Consider the following 14588-nt stretch of genomic DNA (forward strand, 5'->3'; position numbering starts at 1 on the left):
CCGCACCGCCTTGCGTGCCCGCGCTGCGCTGAGCAAAGTGCTAGTTCAGCCTGCCCTTTTCCGTAAGGTGAGAACCTATGGATACTGCTGAACTGCTGCTCATCTTGGCAGGTTCGCTGGCGGTCAGCGCGTTCGCTCGCTGGCGCGGCTGGCCGGCGCCGTTGCTCGTAGTGGCGGTTGCTCTCGCGGTGTCGTTCATTCCGGGTGTGCCCGCGGTGACCATCGACTCCGAAGTCATTCTCACGGTCATCTTGCCGCCCCTGCTGTATTCGGCGTCGCTCGATGTCTCGTTTCAGAATTTCAGAGAGAGCGCTCGGCAGATCAGGCGGCTCGGCATCGGGCTCGTCATCGTCACCGCGCTGGTGGTGGGCGGCATCGCCTATCTGCTTGTTCCGTCGCTCACCCTGCCCGGGGCCCTGCTGCTCGGCGCCATCGTCTCTCCACCCGACGCGGTCTCTGCTGCCGCCATCGGCCGCCGACTCGGGCTGCCTCGGCGGGTGATGACCGTGCTCTCGGGCGAAAGTCTCATCAACGATGCGGCGTCACTGACGCTCTTCAAGGTGTTCATCGCCGTAATCGGCGGCGAGATGCTCAGTGTCGGCGGGGTGCTCTGGCTCTTCGCCGTGACCATCGTGGTGGGTGTCGCCGTGGGCCTCGTCATCGGGCTGGTCGTGCAGTTCATCCGGATGCACGTGCGCGACTCCCTGGTCGGCACGACTCTCGGCTTGCTTGTGCCCTTCGGCGCGTACGCCGCGGGTGAGGCGCTACACGGCTCCGGCGTGCTGGCAGTGGTAGCCGCCGGGCTCTACCTCGGCTACAACTCGCCGCGAACCGGCTATCAAACCCGTCTGCAAGAACGGCCGGTCTGGGCATCTATCGATCTTCTGCTCGAAGGGTTCGTGTTCGCGCTGATCGGTTTGCAGGTCAACGACATCGCGCATGACGTGGCCACCAGCTCCCTGGGGCTCGGCCCCTCGCTGGCACTGGCCGCCGCCGTTCTCGTGGTGGTGATTCTGGTCAGGCCCATCTACGTGTTCGCGGCGTACTACCGCAACCGCGGCTGGTGGTCATTTCGCGAAAAGGTGCCCCTGATTAGGCGCTTTCGCCCTCGGCCAGAACCCGAGCTCAACTGGCGCGAACTCACTGTCATCTCGTGGACAGGCATGCGCGGTGTGGTGACGTTGGCGGCCGCCGCCGCGGTACCGGCCATGACCGCGCAGGGCCCGGTGGCCGAGCGCGACACCATCACGCTGGTCGCCTTCACGGTAACGGTGGGCACGCTGCTGCTGCAGGGCCTCAGCCTGCCCACGGTGATTCGCCGGCTCGGCGTCATCGACACCGGTCAAGCCGAACGCGACACCGAAGACGAGGTGCGCGTGTTCGAGCGCAGCATTCGGGAGACGAGCGACTACATCGACCAGCGCCACGACGAATGGGCCGAGAAGTACGGCGCCGACAAGCTCGATCGCTCGATCGATATTCTGAAGAACCAGTACGCCAGGCAAGTGGCGGTGCTGCTCGAAGAGAACGACCTCGACGAGTCAGACCTCGAGGCACCCACCCTCGACGAGACCATCGACACGGCAGTGGTGCGCGAACCCCGGCTCTCGGGCGCCCAGCTCAGAGAATTGCGTGGCGAACTGCTCGATCACCGCCGCCAGATCGCCCTGCGCCAAAGAAATGCCGGCGAACTCGACGAAGAGGTCATGCGCAGCGTTCTACGGGGAATCGACGCCGAACAACTCGCCCTCGACACCTCGACCTTCAGCCGTGCGCGCCCAGACGACGAGACTCTGGCAGAGAATGGCAGTAATGACTGATACTGCGGCGAGTGGATGGCCGGGCTTCGCCATCGCACACCTGTCGGCCCTGCGGCGGCGCTACGCGGGCCACCGGCCCCGCAGTATCGCCGCGACTGACGCCGCACTGCCCGAGCCCTTCGCGCGTGTCACCCTACGCGTCTACGAGCAGCAGGCCCAGCACACTCGGCCCACTCACGCCGAGCCTGCCGCCGTGATCGTCTACTTCCCTGACTCCGCCGAAGTCGAATCGCTGCGAGCACGAGCTGGCGAGTGGCTCTGCGGCTCGCTCGTCAAGCGTCTCGGCAGCGTCGTTCTCATTCGTGCTGTTATCGGCGATGACACCACCGATCAGCGCGAGGCCGCGTATCAGGCGCTCGTCTGGGCGGCTGTTCGGCATCCCGCCGCCCAACTCGCCGTGCTCGGCGCCGGAACCGGCGGCGCTCTGGCCGCCCGGGCAGCGATGCTGGCGCGCGATCGGCGGCGAAGCAACGCCGAACCGCTCGCCCCGCACCTCGAGCGCCAAGCGCTCATCTCCCCCGACTTCCACCTGCTCGTCGGTCCTCCGGCCACCGCCGAAGCACTCGTCACCTCGCTCGTCGCCCGGCTCAGCGAGCTGCCCGCCACCCTGCTGCAGCGCCCCACCGCGAGTTCGGCGCAGCTGGGCGCCGAGAACCTCGCCGCGCTGCTGCGCGAGGCCGGCGTAGCGGTTCGCGAGATCGAATACGCCGACACCGGCATCAGCTGGGCCGCCTACCCGAAGGCCACGCGGTACGCTTCACGCGCGCTCGACGACCTTGTCGCGTTTTTTCACCGCGGGCTCATCGACGACGGATTCGACGTCGTTCCCGCCTGGAACGTGCACTGACCCCTCCCTGACCGGCCGCCTCAGCAAGGATGAACATGCCTCACCCGCACCCCACGTCAGACCCGGTACCCATCGACATCCACGACCCGCACATCGCCCACCACGTCGTTGTCGACGGGGAACAGCGCCCCAACGGCCGAATCAGGCACTGGCTGCTGCAAGGGCTCGTCGATCAGTCGGGCAGATACCAGGGCTCGTACAGCGCGACGGCCGAGAAGACGCACAGCTGGTGGCGTGTCATGTGCCTCACCGGCGTCGACTACTTCTCGACCCTCGGTTACCAGCCGGCCATTGCCGCCCTCGCCGCCGGTCTGCTCTCGCCGTTTGCCACCATCGTGCTGATTCTGCTTACCCTGTTCGGTGCCCTGCCGGTGTACCGACGTGTCGCTCGTGAGAGTTTCAAGGGCGAGGGCTCGATCGCCATGCTCGAACGCCTGCTGCCCTGGTGGGGCGGCAAACTCTTCGTTCTCGTGCTGCTCGGCTTCGCAGCCACCGACTTCATGATCACCATCACCCTCTCGGCCGCCGATGCCACGGCGCACGCCATCGAGAACCCGTTCGCCCCGGCCTTCTTTCACGGCAACCAGATCGTCATCACCCTCGTTCTGATCGCCCTGCTCGGCGCCGTGTTCATTCGCGGTTTCAAAGAGGCCATCGGCATCGCCACCGTTCTGGTGGCCGTGTATCTCGCACTGAACGCCGTGGTCGTCGCGGTGTCGATCGGCCACGTGTTCGAGAACACCGTGGTCGTCACCGACTGGTGGGCCGCACTCAACGCACAGCACGGCAATCCGCTCGTGATGGTGGGCATTTCGCTCATCGTCTTTCCGAAGCTCGCCCTCGGCCTCTCGGGTTTCGAAACCGGTGTTGCCGTGATGCCGCAGATCACCGGCGCGAAAACCGACACCCCGCAGAATCCGAAGGGCCGCATCCGGGGCACCATGCGGCTGCTCACCACAGCAGCACTCATCATGAGCGCCTTTCTCATCACGTCGAGCTTTGTGACCACGCTGCTGATTCCGCAATCGGAGTTTCAGCCCGGCGGCGCCGCAAACGGCCGCGCCCTCGCCTACCTCGCCCACGAATACCTCGGGCCCACCTTCGGCACCATCTACGACATCAGCACCATCGCGATTCTCTGGTTCGCCGGAGCCTCGGCGATGGCAGGTCTCTTGAACCTCGTTCCGCGGTACCTGCCGCGGTACGGCATGGCCCCGCAGTGGGTTCGCGCGGTGCGGCCGCTGGTGCTGGTGTTCACCGGCATCGCCTTTCTCATCACGCTGGTTTTTCAGGCCAGTGTGGATGCTCAGGGTGGCGCCTACGCGACCGGAGTACTTGTGCTCATCACCTCGGCCTCGGTCGCCGTAACCCTGTCAGCCCGCCGTCAGCACCAGAAAAAACGCACCATCGGCTTCGGAATCGTGTCGGTGGTCTTTCTCTACACCACGGTGGCGAACGTGTTCGAGCGCCCCGACGGCGTGCGTATCGCTGCCCTGTTCATTCTGACGATTCTGGTCGTTTCGCTGGTCTCCCGCGTGCAGCGGTCGTTTCAGCTGCGCGCCACGAGTGTCACGCTCGACGAGTCGGCGCTGGCCTTTCTGCGGGCAGATGCCGAGCACGGCCACATTCACCTCATCGCGAACGAACCCGACGACGGCAGTGCTATCGAGTATCGCGCCAAGAACACCGAAGAACGGCACGACAGCCACATTCCCACCAGCACGAAGATCATCTTCATCGAGGTCTACCCGGCCGATTCGTCGAACTTCGAAGAAGATCTGGTGGTTCGCGGCGTCATGAAGCACGGCTATCGCGTGCTCGAGGTGCGCAGCGGCAATGTGCCGAACACCCTCGCGGTGGTGCTGCTGACCATCCGCGATGAAACATCGATCGTGCCCGAGATCTACTTCGAGTGGACCGAAGGCAACCCGCTCTCGAACATGCTGCGCTTCTTGATCACCGGTGGCGGCGAGGTGGCGCCGGTTACTCGCGAGGTGCTGCGTGAGGCCGAGAAGAACGTGAAGCTGCGCCCCGCCGTGCACGTGAGCTGATCACTACTCCGGCACGCTGCCGCGATGGCTGGGCGGTTCGGCGCAGCGCCGCCAGCTCGTCGGCAAAGGCCTCGCGTGAGCGCGCCATCTCGACCTGCATGTCGGCGAGCTGCTGTGACAGGGCGTCGATGTGGTCGACGTTCGCGCTCTGTGCGGTGGAGTCGGCACGCACCCGGTCGACCAGCCAGCTCGCGAGAGTGGCCGTGATCACACCGAGCAGAGCGATTCCGGCGATCATCAGCCCGACCGCAATCAGCCGGCCTTCGAACGTGACAGGGGTGTAGTCGCCGTAGCCTACGGTAGTGATCGTCACGAACGCCCACCAGAGGGCGTCGCCGATGTTCGTGATGTCTGCACCCGGCGCGTTCTGCTCGGCGTCGAGAATTCCGAGTGCGGCGATGATCACCAGGAGACCGGCCGAACCGATGACGTACGTGGCAACCTTGCCCCGAAACGCTGTGCCGGCGGTGCGCTGCAGCACCGTCCAGAGCATCACCAATCGCAGCAGCCGCAACGGCCGGAGCATCGGCAGCGCCACGATCAGAAATTCGAGAATGTGCGTGAAGAACCAGCGCCAGCGCCTCGGCGCCAGCACGAGGTTGGCGATGTAGTTCACCATGAACACACCCCACACCGCCCACATGACGATTTCGGCGGTGACCTGCTGCGAACCCTTCAGATTTCCGATCACATCCCACGAGTACACGATCAAAAAGATGATCGAGACGAAGGTGAGCGGCCACTCCACCGATGCGTTCCAGCGCGCCTGACCCTCGTCACCGCGCTTGAAACCGAAGAACCGGGTATGTGCGGCGGGCCCGGTGAGCGGTTCGCTCACCACTTCGTCGTCGCCCACCTTGCCGGGAAGCGCCTCGGTGAGCACATCGGTGATGCGGTCGGTGATCGCCGCCGCGTCTGCTTCGCGCTCGGCCTGAGTCATGCCGAAGCTCGGCGAGGCGGTCAGTGTCGGTGACCCGGTGAGTGACGGTGAGCCCACACCAGAGACTGTGGTCTTTCTCGTGGTGCGAATACTCATCAGCGTTGCCCCGTCGTTCGTGGCCGCGCGCCGACGCGTGGCCTAAGTCGAAGAATGCTGGAAGCATAGTGCGCCAATCGCCACGGCACGTTTCGCCCGTGTTACAGCCCGGTTCGTTTACGCTGGAGGCATGAGCGACGCCAACGAAACCGAGACCGACCGCATCGAAGAGGCAGAAGACAAGCGCGAAGAGGCGCAGTTCGACAAATCGGTCGAAGAAGACGGACTGCTGCCCGCCCCCGAAGCGACGCCGACCGACGGCCCAGCGCCGGGGGCCTAGCGCCAGCGTGCTAGTCGGCACCTAGCGCTGCGGCACCCACTTCTTCGCGATCTTGAACTCGCCTCGGGCCCGGCTGTACTCCTCGATGGCGTAGTCGGCGCGCTGCTGCTCGAGCGCGTGCAGTCGCCCGTAGCCGAAGGTATTCTCACCCGCGGCAAAAGCAAGCTCTGAACTCTCTACCAGCAAGTGCTGCAGCAGTACGCTGTCGCGGTACTCCCCGAGCGAGTCTTGAACGCGTTCGGCTGCCTGAGCGAGTCGCCTGGCCCGGTCGCCGAAGATCGCGGTGTCACCCGAGGTCACCGCTTCGACCCCGAACCGCAACCGACGGGCCGCCTTGCGAACCGCATGAATGCGCTCCTGCCATTCAGCCGGGTTCGCAGCGTCATTGACCGCGGCCATCCGTTTCTTCACCCGCGCGTAGTCGTGCGCGATGCCCCTGGCGAGAGCCTTCGCCGCTGGCTTTTCTGACGAACTGTTGAATTTGGCACTCGCAGCGAACGCTTCGAGGTCGTCGAGCAGCCTGAAGTACCGCGGACTCGACATGATGACGTGCAGATAGTTCAGCGCCTTGTGGTATTCGTCGTCTTTGCTGCCCACCAGCCGCGACAACACGGCGTCGTGCATCTTGCGGTTCGACTGCGAACGCACGAGGTTTCGCGCCCGATCATGCATCACCTGAGGGTCGCGCGCATCGCCCAGAACCACCCCGAGGGCCGCCAGCTCGCTCTCGAGATGAGCCGCCGCGGTTGAAGCGAGAATCGGCCGATACGTCGCGAACACGCTCCGCAGGCGGCGAATGGATGACCGCATCGCGTGCACCGAATCGGCCTCGTCTTGGCGCACATCAGGATCAGCCGATTTCAGCCGATCGGTCAGGGCAGAAACCGCCTCACGCAGAACTTCGCCGGCGGTGCTCTTGCTGCGCAGCGACCAGCGCGGCGGAGTCTCGCCGAGCTTCTCGCGCCCGAGCGCGTGCGCCAGCTTCGAGATGCTCTTCGACGGCGTAGCGCCCACCTCGGCAAGCCTCTTCTCGATGGCGTCGAGCAGGGCCTCCCGTTTCTTGGGCGAACCAGGAGCATTGTCGGTCAGCTCGACCTCCCACTCCCGCCACACCCGAAGCAGGCCCGTGGTCTCGTCGACCGCAGACACCAGGTCGTCGGCCACCTCTGCGAGACCGAGCCCGTCGGCGTCGAACAGGCAGAACGTCGTTCGGGTGGTCGTCAGTCGGGCTACCGGTGAAAGCTCACGGTCACGCACATGCACCAGCACCAAATCGAGCACAGCGGCCGGAATGGGCGACTCCTCGCCGAGCGGCCAGTGCAGCTCCAGACGGCCCTCGTCGCCCGGCAGTTTGATGTGCCAGCCTTCGTCTGCGCCGCCGACTCGGCGCCGCAGCACGATGCGCTGAGAGGCCAGATCGAGCCGATCGGTGTCGTAGTAGACGGCCTGCAGAGTAGCGGTCTCGGGCTCGGAGACCTGGGCGATGGAAGAGACTCCGCTGAGGTCGGGCACGCTCACCGTGTCGTCGACATCGTACTTACGCTCGATCTCAACGTGTACCTCATGGTTCATGTTCTGTGCGCCTCCCGCGTACCAACGTAATGCATCGGGCGCAATGCACCCGGGCATCCCGGCTACGGTTGATGCATGGCACCACTGACTTCACCTTTCGCCCGAAAAGTCGAACTGCGTCGTGAGCACCACGGCGACGTGGTCATCGACAACTACGAGTGGCTGCGTAACAAAGAAGACCCCGAGGTGCTCGCCCACCTGGCGGCAGAGAACGCCTACACCGATCAAGAGACCGAACATCTCGAGACGCTCAGGCAGCAGCTCTTCGACGAGATCAAGGGTCGTACGCTCGAGACCGACCTGTCGGTTCCGGTGCGCGAGGGCGACTGGTGGTACTACACCCGCACCCTCGAGGGTCAGCAGTACGGAGTGCATGCGAGAGCGCCCATCGCCGCGCCCGACGATTGGCAGCCGCCGGTGCTCGAGGCCGGGCATCCGATCGCCGGTGAAGTGGTGCTGCTCGACGACAACATCGAGGCCGAAGGTACCGAGTTCTATTCGCTCGGCAGCTTCGATGTGAGCGCCGACGCCACTCTGCTCGCCTACGCCGTCGACACCGAAGGCGACGAGCGTTACACCCTGCGCATTCGCGACCTGCGAACCGGCCTCGATCTGGCAGACGAAATCGAGAACACCGCCCCCGGCGCCACCTTCTCGCTCGACGCGAGCTACATCTTCTACCCCACCGTCGACGAGTCGTGGCGCCCCGACACCATCTGGCGGCACCGCGTGGGCACCGCGGCCGCAGACGACGTGATCGTGTTCAGCGAACCCGACGAACGGTACTGGATAGGCGTTGGGCTCACCCGCAGCCGCAAGTACCTCGAAATCGGCGTGGGCTCGAGCATCACCAGCGAATCGCACCTGCTCGACGCGGCCACGCCCGAGGGGGACTTCAGCGTGGTCTGGCCGCGCGTCGAGGGAGTCGAGTACTCGGTGGAGCACGCCGTCGTAGCGGGCGAAGACCGGCTGCTCATCACGCACAATGCGAACGGCGAGAATTTCGAGTTGGTCGAGGTGGCGGTGGATGCTCCGACCGACGCCTCGCGCCAGCACACCATTCTGGCGCACAGCCACGACGTTCGACTCGAGAGCGTCGACGCGTTCGCAACCCACCTCAGCCTGGAATATCGCCGCGACGCCCTCAGCCGCGTCGCTGTCATCACACTGGCCGCCGTCGCCGAACCGGGCGAGCCGGCCGGCTGGCCGTACTCAGAACCGCTCGAGCTACCCTTCGACGAGCCGCTCTTCGCCGTGGGAACCGGCGGCAACCCCGAGTTCGCGCAGCCCACGCTGCGGGTCGGCTTCACGTCATTCGTCACCCCCTCGACGGTCTACGACTATGTGGTGGCCACCGGTGAACTGCGCGAATTGAAACAGCAGCCGGTTCTCGGCGGCTACGAACCCTCGCTCTATGGCCAGCGCCGCGAGTGGGCGGTGGCGCCCGACGGCACCCGGGTGCCCATTTCGCTGGTCTTCAAGCGCGACAAGCCGGTTGGTACTGCGGATGCCCGTGCTGATCTCGACGCGACGGCCGCCCCCGAGCATCCCGAGCCCGCGCCCACGCCTCTCGTGCTGTACGGCTACGGATCGTACGAGGCCAGCATCGACCCCTCGTTCTCGGTCGCTCGGCTCTCGCTGCTCGACCGCGGCGTCACCTTCGCCATCGCCCACGTGCGCGGTGGCGGCGAGCTCGGAAGGTGGTGGTACGAGAACGGCAAAACCCTCACCAAGCGCAACACGTTTGGCGACTTCATCGCGGCCGCGCGGCACCTCATCGAGATCGGTGAGACGACCCCCGAGCTGCTCGTGGCCCAGGGCGGAAGCGCCGGCGGGCTCTTGATGGGCGCGGTCGCGAACGATGCGCCCGAGCTCTTCGCGGGCATCCTCGCTCAGGTCCCTTTCGTCGACGCGCTGACGTCGATACTCGACCCCTCGTTGCCGCTCACCGTCATCGAGTGGGATGAGTGGGGAGATCCCCTCCACGACCCCGAGATCTACGCCTACATGAAGTCGTACTCCCCCTACGAGAACGTGCGCGAGGGCGTGCGCTACCCGCGTATTCTTGCCGTGACCAGCCTCAACGACACTCGGGTGCTCTACGTCGAACCCGCCAAATGGGTCGCTCGTCTTCGCGAAGTGGGTGCCCCGGCCCTGCTCAAAATCGAGATGTCGGCGGGCCACGGTGGCGTCAGCGGGCGCTACGAGCGCTGGAAAGAGACGGCCTATGAGTACGCCTGGATGCTCGATGTGGTGGGTGCCGCAGAGCACTGAATCGGGCGAGCACTGCCGCTGCGTTCAGCTGAATCCGTGTGGTGAGCGCGCCTCTTTACACCGTTTCGGCCCCCACCGCAGCCACCGGGCGCTGTGAGCCGCCCGCGCGTAGGGTGAAAGCATGAGCGATTCAGATTCCCGGCGCGTCAACGAATTCGGCCAAGAACGCCCAGCCACCGACCAGCACGGCCCGGCGAAAGTCGGCCTCGCAAACCCCGGCACCGACGAGTTGCTGGCCGCTCTCACCGAGTGGATGCCCGCCCAGCGCTGGTTCGCCGGCAAAGGCACCACACCAGTACTCCGCCTCGTCGGCAGCTTCGACCTACGCTCCCCCGCCGCTACGCTCGCCGACCTCGCCGCTGCATCGGGTTCTGGCGCGGGCCTCAGCCCCGCGGTCACCATCACCACAGCGCTCGTGCTCGACGAGGGCGGTTCGCAGCCGAAGCTGTACCAGGTTCCGCTCACGGCACGCAGCGAGGCTCTGCCCGAGCTCGCCGGGGGGTTGATCACCACGCTCGACTCCGGCTCGTTCGTTTACGACGGCGCCCTCGACTCGGCGTACGCGACGGCACTTCTCACGCTGATCACGAGCGACGAGAGCACGGGAAACGACGGTGGAGCGACGGCATCGGGGCGCAGCCAGGAGCCCGGGCATCCACTCGCCGTCACCAGCTCGCGCGTGCTGAGCGGAGAGCAGTCGAACACCTCGATCATCATGACGGTCAGCCACGCGGCAGCGGCCGGCACCGCAGCTTCGACGGCACCCGCGGCTGCCCCCGCGCCCGTGATCTGCAAGGTATTTCGTGTGCTGCACCACGGCGACAACCCCGACGTAGTGCTGCAGTCGGCGCTGGCGAAGGCGGGCTCGACGCGGGTTCCGGCTTCGGTCGGCAGCGTGGTCGGTACGTGGAGCGACGAACGCGTCTTCGACGGCATCGCATCGGGCCACCTCGCGTTCGCGCAGGAGTTTCTGCCCGGCGTTCGCGACGCCTGGCGGGTTGCGCTCGAGGCGGCGGAGGCCGGGCATCCGTTCACCGCTGATGCCTTCGCGCTCGGCGAGGCCACGGCCGAAGTGCACGAGACGCTGGCCGGCGTCATGCCCACCGTCGAGCCCTCGCCCGAGCTCATCGCGGCGGTTCTGGCCAGCATGCGCGGTCGGCACGCCGAAGCCGTCGCCGAGGTGCCTGAGCTCGGGCAGTTCAGCGCGGCCGTCGACCGCATCTTCGACAAAGCGGCGACTGGGCACTGGCCGCGCCTGCAACGCATTCACGGCGACTACCACCTCGGCCAGGTTCTCGCGGTTCCTTCTGGCGGATGGGTGCTCGTCGACTTCGAAGGTGAACCGCTGCGCCCCATGGCCGAGCGCAATCAGCCCGATCTCGCCGTGCGCGACATTGCGGGCATGCTGCGCTCGTTCGACTACGTGGCGGGCTCGTTCGCCGACACACCTCTGCACCCAAGCGCGACAGCCTGGGCTCAGGATGCTCGGCAGGCCTTTCTCGACGGCTACGTAGCCCGCTCGGGCTTCGACCTCACCTCGAACCGTGCCCTGCTCGAGGCGTTCGAAATCGACAAGGCGCTTTACGAGGCCATCTATGAGGCGCGCAACCGCCCCACCTGGCTCGCCATCCCCGTCACGGCCATCGCTCGCCTAGCCGGCGGCGCCCTCAGCTGACCCGCTGCTGTTTCCAGCCACCCCTCCGGGGTTGCGCAAAAGCACCGCGCCGCGCGCCCGAAGGTGCTTTCGTGCAACGCGCACTGCCACGGGCGGCGGGCAGCCGCCGAGCGAGACCCTCCACCCACTACTTCTGTGCCAGATCGCGGGTCGCGGGGCCCTCGAGAAGCTCGCCCGTCGCTGAGAAACGTGAGCCGTGCAGGGGGCAGTCCCACGAGGTTTCGGCGTCGTTCCAGGTGAGCACACCGCCGAGGTGCGGGCACACGCCCGAAACGGCGCAGGAGGCGCTGTTCACGGTCGAGACTCCCACGGGAAGGATGCCCGCTCGCCCGATGAGGCCCTGACGTTCGGCTGGGCGCGGCAGGGCATCCACTCGCGGACCGAGCAGTGCGCCCGCCCAGCCCTTCGCGGCCCACCAGCCCACGGCTGCGCCGTTGCCGAGCCCCGCACCCATCGCTGCAGGCAACGTCGCCCGGTGATGCAACGCCGTCGCCCAGTCGGGGCTGCCACCGTAGATGTCGCTGACCAGCGTCAAAGAGGCCGAAACGGCGTTCGTCATGCCCCACTTGTCGTACCCGGTCGCCAGGTAGATCGCGCCACGGCCGCGCGGCAGATACCCTACGAACGGCACACCGTGGGGCGTCTCGTAGTCTTGCGCGCTCCACGAATGCGTGAGCCTGGCACCCGGAAAGTACCGCTCGGTCCACTCCTGCAGGTCGTCGACCCGCGCCTGCGTCGACGAAGCACGCCCCACCGGATGCCCGTTGCCGCCCACCAGCAACTGTTCGCTCGCGTGCTTGCCGTCGCCACTCGGCGCGGTGCGAAGCGACCGGCTGGGCGAGTCCACGGAGAGATACATCGCCTCGGGAATGACGCCCGGCACCGCATACGACGTGACATACGAGCGCAGCGGCTTGAGCTTCGCGAAGTAGAGACCTCGGTCGAGAATCGGCGTACCCGTGGTGAGCAGCACGTGCTTCGCGAAAAGCTCGCCGGCCGCGGTGCGCACCCGAGCCGGCTGCGAGCGAGGCCCGGCCGTCACCCCCGTGACGCGCGCGCCCTCGACGATCACGCCGCCGAGCTCGCGAACATCGGCAGCCAACGCTTCGAGCACCTGAACGGGGTCGAATTGAGCCTGATTGGCCAGCACCACCGCGCCGAACGTTGCAAACGGAACGTCGAGTTCGGCGCGCAGCTTCACATCGAGCCCGACCGATCGCGCGACCCGAAACTCGCGCTCGACGGTCTCGGTGCCCTCGGGCGTGCCGGCATAACTGATGGCGTCACGAAACTGCACAGGCACGTCGCGCGACTCGAGATATTCGAGCAGCCACTCTTGCGCCGCACGATTGCCGTCGACGTAGGCCTGCGTAATGGCCTGATACGTGTGCCGCTTGATCTTCTGCAACTGGATGCCCTGCAGCAGCGACAGCTTGGCCGAGGTGTTGCCCGTTGCCACGGCCCCGATGAAGCGCGATTCGAGCACCGCGACCTTCTTGCCCGCCCGGGCGAGCAGCAGTGCGGTGACCAAACCGGTGAGCCCTGCGCCTACCACCACATCGTCGTAGGTTGCGCCGTCGACGAACTCGTCTGATACCTGGTCGCGCGGTGAATCGAGCCACAGTGAGGTCATCGTTTCACCCTACGCCGGGCGGTTTCTCGACGAGTGGGCTGCGGCTGGGCCTAGTCAGCCGCCGCAATCAGTGCTAGAAGCGCCGCGGAGCACGGCCGCGTTATAGTGTGCGGCTGCGCACTACCTCGCGAGCATCCGCACTCAGAGCCACCCGCGCTTCTTGAACATCACATAGAGCCCCACGCTCAGCGCCACCATCAGCCCGATGGCCGCCGGGTACCCCCACGCGAAATGCAGCTCGGGCATGTTGTCGAAGTTCATACCGTAAATGCCGGTCACCACCGTCGGCGCGAAGAAAATAGCCGCCCAGGCCGAGATCTTCTTGACCTCGTCGTTTTGATGGTTGCTCGTCTCAGCGAGCTTTTTCATGTCTTCGTTCTGCCGTTGAGCCACCAAGGTCGCATTCACGGTCAGAATCTCGCGCAGCGTCTGCCGGTACCCGTCGACCCGATCGTTCACCACCGATACGTGGTCGGCAACGTCTCGAAACGCCCGCTTGAGTTCGAGGGTGCCTTCTACTTGGTCGAACTGGCTGCGCAAAGCCTCGAGCATCCCTGTTAGCGGAAGGGTCGCGCGCTGAAAGTCGAGCACCTCTTGCGAGAGTTCGTAGATGCGCCGAGACACGGCCGGGTCGCCCTCGAACACCTGCGTCTCGATCTGGTCGATGTCGGTTTCGAGGCCGGCCACGACGGGCGCGTACTGGTCGACAACCGCGTCCATGATGGCGTAGAGCACCGCGATGGGGCCGAGCGACAGCAGGTCGGGGTCGTTCTCCATGCGGCGGCGAACCACCGAGAGGTCGGGCGATTCACTGTGCCGCACCGAGATGACGAAATTGGGGCCCACGAAAAGGTGCAGCTCGCCGAATTCGACCTCTTCACGTTCATCCACATACTGGGCCGCCCGCAGCACCACGAAGAACACCTCGCCGTAGCGCTCGAGCTTGGGGCGCTGGTGGGCCCCTACCGCGTCTTCGATGGCGAGTGGATGCAGGTCGAAATCGTTCTCCATTTCAACGAGCTCATCGGCGCTCGGCCGATACAACCCGATCCAGGCCAATGACCCCGGTGACCGGTTCAGCGCCGCAATGGTCTCGGCGGGAGTAGAAGGTGAGAGCACCCGCTTACCGTGCCGGTAGACCGCGTTGTCGACCATGCTCGTGTGCGGCTCGAACGGTTCTGGCTCGACCGTCTCAGGGGCAGGTGTGATGGGCCGGTTGCTCGGCCGCACCGATGTGATGCCTCTGACCATGCTCGAAAATCTCATGCTCTTCACGCGCACGCCGCCTCTCAGACCTAGCCGATTCGAATTCAGACTGCCACACTTCTCTGGGCATAAATCGCACTTCGACAAGAGTTCACCGACGTCATCGTTCGTAAAACTCCCGCGTGGCGTTTACC

At 65.8% G+C, this 14588-nt stretch carries 10 protein-coding genes; 6 read left to right on the plus strand and 4 right to left on the minus strand.

Features of this window, described 5'->3' with window-relative positions:
* The first annotated feature begins 77 nt into the window (after positions 1 to 77).
* From IEX24_RS09050 to IEX24_RS09060, 3 genes are read left to right on the plus strand one after another with little or no spacing between them, the layout of a single operon-like run.
* Positions 78 to 1820 carry a cation:proton antiporter gene (locus IEX24_RS09050; protein WP_188677120.1) on the plus strand — a complete coding sequence of 581 codons (1743 nt, stop codon included), beginning with the start codon at positions 78 to 80 and terminating at the stop codon, positions 1818 to 1820.
* Positions 1813 to 2667, plus strand: coding sequence for a hypothetical protein (locus IEX24_RS09055; RefSeq protein WP_188677123.1), 855 nt, complete (start codon positions 1813 to 1815; stop codon positions 2665 to 2667). The genes IEX24_RS09050 and IEX24_RS09055 overlap by 8 nt, the downstream gene beginning before the upstream one ends.
* A 35-nt stretch (positions 2668 to 2702) precedes the next feature.
* The gene (locus tag IEX24_RS09060) at positions 2703 to 4718 is read left to right on the plus strand and encodes an APC family permease (protein WP_229715196.1); all 2016 of its coding nucleotides are present in this window, start codon (positions 2703 to 2705) and stop codon (positions 4716 to 4718) included.
* On the opposite strand, the gene IEX24_RS09065 is transcribed toward IEX24_RS09060, so the two are convergent.
* Positions 4651 to 5754 (minus strand): potassium channel family protein, encoded by a 1104-nt coding sequence (locus IEX24_RS09065; protein ID WP_229715197.1) that lies wholly within the window; start codon positions 5752 to 5754, stop codon positions 4651 to 4653. The two genes, IEX24_RS09060 and IEX24_RS09065, sit on opposite strands and share 68 nt — an antisense overlap.
* Before the next feature lie 130 nt (positions 5755 to 5884).
* On the opposite strand from IEX24_RS09065, the gene IEX24_RS09070 reads away from it, so the two are divergent.
* Positions 5885 to 6034: a hypothetical protein gene (locus IEX24_RS09070; RefSeq protein WP_188677126.1), complete on the plus strand. Its 150-nt coding sequence runs from the start codon at positions 5885 to 5887 to the stop codon at positions 6032 to 6034.
* 21 nt (positions 6035 to 6055) lie between these two features.
* Here IEX24_RS09070 and IEX24_RS09075 read toward each other — a convergent pair whose 3' ends face one another.
* Positions 6056 to 7606: a CYTH and CHAD domain-containing protein gene (locus tag IEX24_RS09075; RefSeq protein WP_188677139.1), complete on the minus strand. Its 1551-nt coding sequence runs from the start codon at positions 7604 to 7606 to the stop codon at positions 6056 to 6058.
* A 75-nt stretch (positions 7607 to 7681) separates the two neighbouring features.
* On the opposite strand from IEX24_RS09075, the gene IEX24_RS09080 reads away from it, so the two are divergent.
* Positions 7682 to 9880: a S9 family peptidase gene (locus IEX24_RS09080; RefSeq protein WP_188677142.1), complete on the plus strand. Its 2199-nt coding sequence runs from the start codon at positions 7682 to 7684 to the stop codon at positions 9878 to 9880.
* Positions 9881 to 10001: 121 nt separating this feature from the next.
* Entirely contained in the window at positions 10002 to 11555 is a 1554-nt protein-coding gene (locus tag IEX24_RS09085) for a maltokinase N-terminal cap-like domain-containing protein (RefSeq protein WP_188677144.1), read from the plus strand.
* A 127-nt stretch (positions 11556 to 11682) separates the two neighbouring features.
* Here IEX24_RS09085 and IEX24_RS09090 read toward each other — a convergent pair whose 3' ends face one another.
* A complete protein-coding gene (locus IEX24_RS09090; RefSeq protein ID WP_188677147.1) occupies positions 11683 to 13188 on the minus strand; it encodes an FAD-dependent oxidoreductase in 1506 nt (501 codons plus the stop codon).
* A gap of 141 nt (positions 13189 to 13329) precedes the next feature.
* Complete coding sequence (locus IEX24_RS09095; protein WP_229715243.1) at positions 13330 to 14343, minus strand: magnesium and cobalt transport protein CorA; 1014 nt, start codon at positions 14341 to 14343, stop codon at positions 13330 to 13332.
* Positions 14344 to 14588: the final 245 nt, after the last annotated feature.

This window comes from Subtercola lobariae (assembly GCF_014640255.1).
Classification (GTDB): Bacteria; Actinomycetota; Actinomycetes; order Actinomycetales; family Microbacteriaceae; genus Subtercola; species Subtercola lobariae.

What these genes read in the sequence shown, in the direction of transcription:
- IEX24_RS09050 (WP_188677120.1), top strand. Translation starts at nt 78, where the DNA reads ATGGATACTGCTGAACTGCTGCTCATCTTGGCAGGTTCGCTGGCGGTC.
- IEX24_RS09055 (WP_188677123.1), top strand. Translation starts at nt 1,813, where the DNA reads ATGACTGATACTGCGGCGAGTGGATGGCCGGGCTTCGCCATCGCACAC.
- IEX24_RS09060 (WP_229715196.1), top strand. Translation starts at nt 2,703, where the DNA reads ATGCCTCACCCGCACCCCACGTCAGACCCGGTACCCATCGACATCCAC.
- IEX24_RS09065 (WP_229715197.1), bottom strand. Translation starts at nt 5,754, where the DNA reads ATGAGTATTCGCACCACGAGAAAGACCACAGTCTCTGGTGTGGGCTCA.
- IEX24_RS09070 (WP_188677126.1), top strand. Translation starts at nt 5,885, where the DNA reads ATGAGCGACGCCAACGAAACCGAGACCGACCGCATCGAAGAGGCAGAA.
- IEX24_RS09075 (WP_188677139.1), bottom strand. Translation starts at nt 7,606, where the DNA reads ATGAACCATGAGGTACACGTTGAGATCGAGCGTAAGTACGATGTCGAC.
- IEX24_RS09080 (WP_188677142.1), top strand. Translation starts at nt 7,682, where the DNA reads ATGGCACCACTGACTTCACCTTTCGCCCGAAAAGTCGAACTGCGTCGT.
- IEX24_RS09085 (WP_188677144.1), top strand. Translation starts at nt 10,002, where the DNA reads ATGAGCGATTCAGATTCCCGGCGCGTCAACGAATTCGGCCAAGAACGC.
- IEX24_RS09090 (WP_188677147.1), bottom strand. Translation starts at nt 13,188, where the DNA reads ATGACCTCACTGTGGCTCGATTCACCGCGCGACCAGGTATCAGACGAG.
- IEX24_RS09095 (WP_229715243.1), bottom strand. Translation starts at nt 14,343, where the DNA reads ATGGTCGACAACGCGGTCTACCGGCACGGTAAGCGGGTGCTCTCACCT.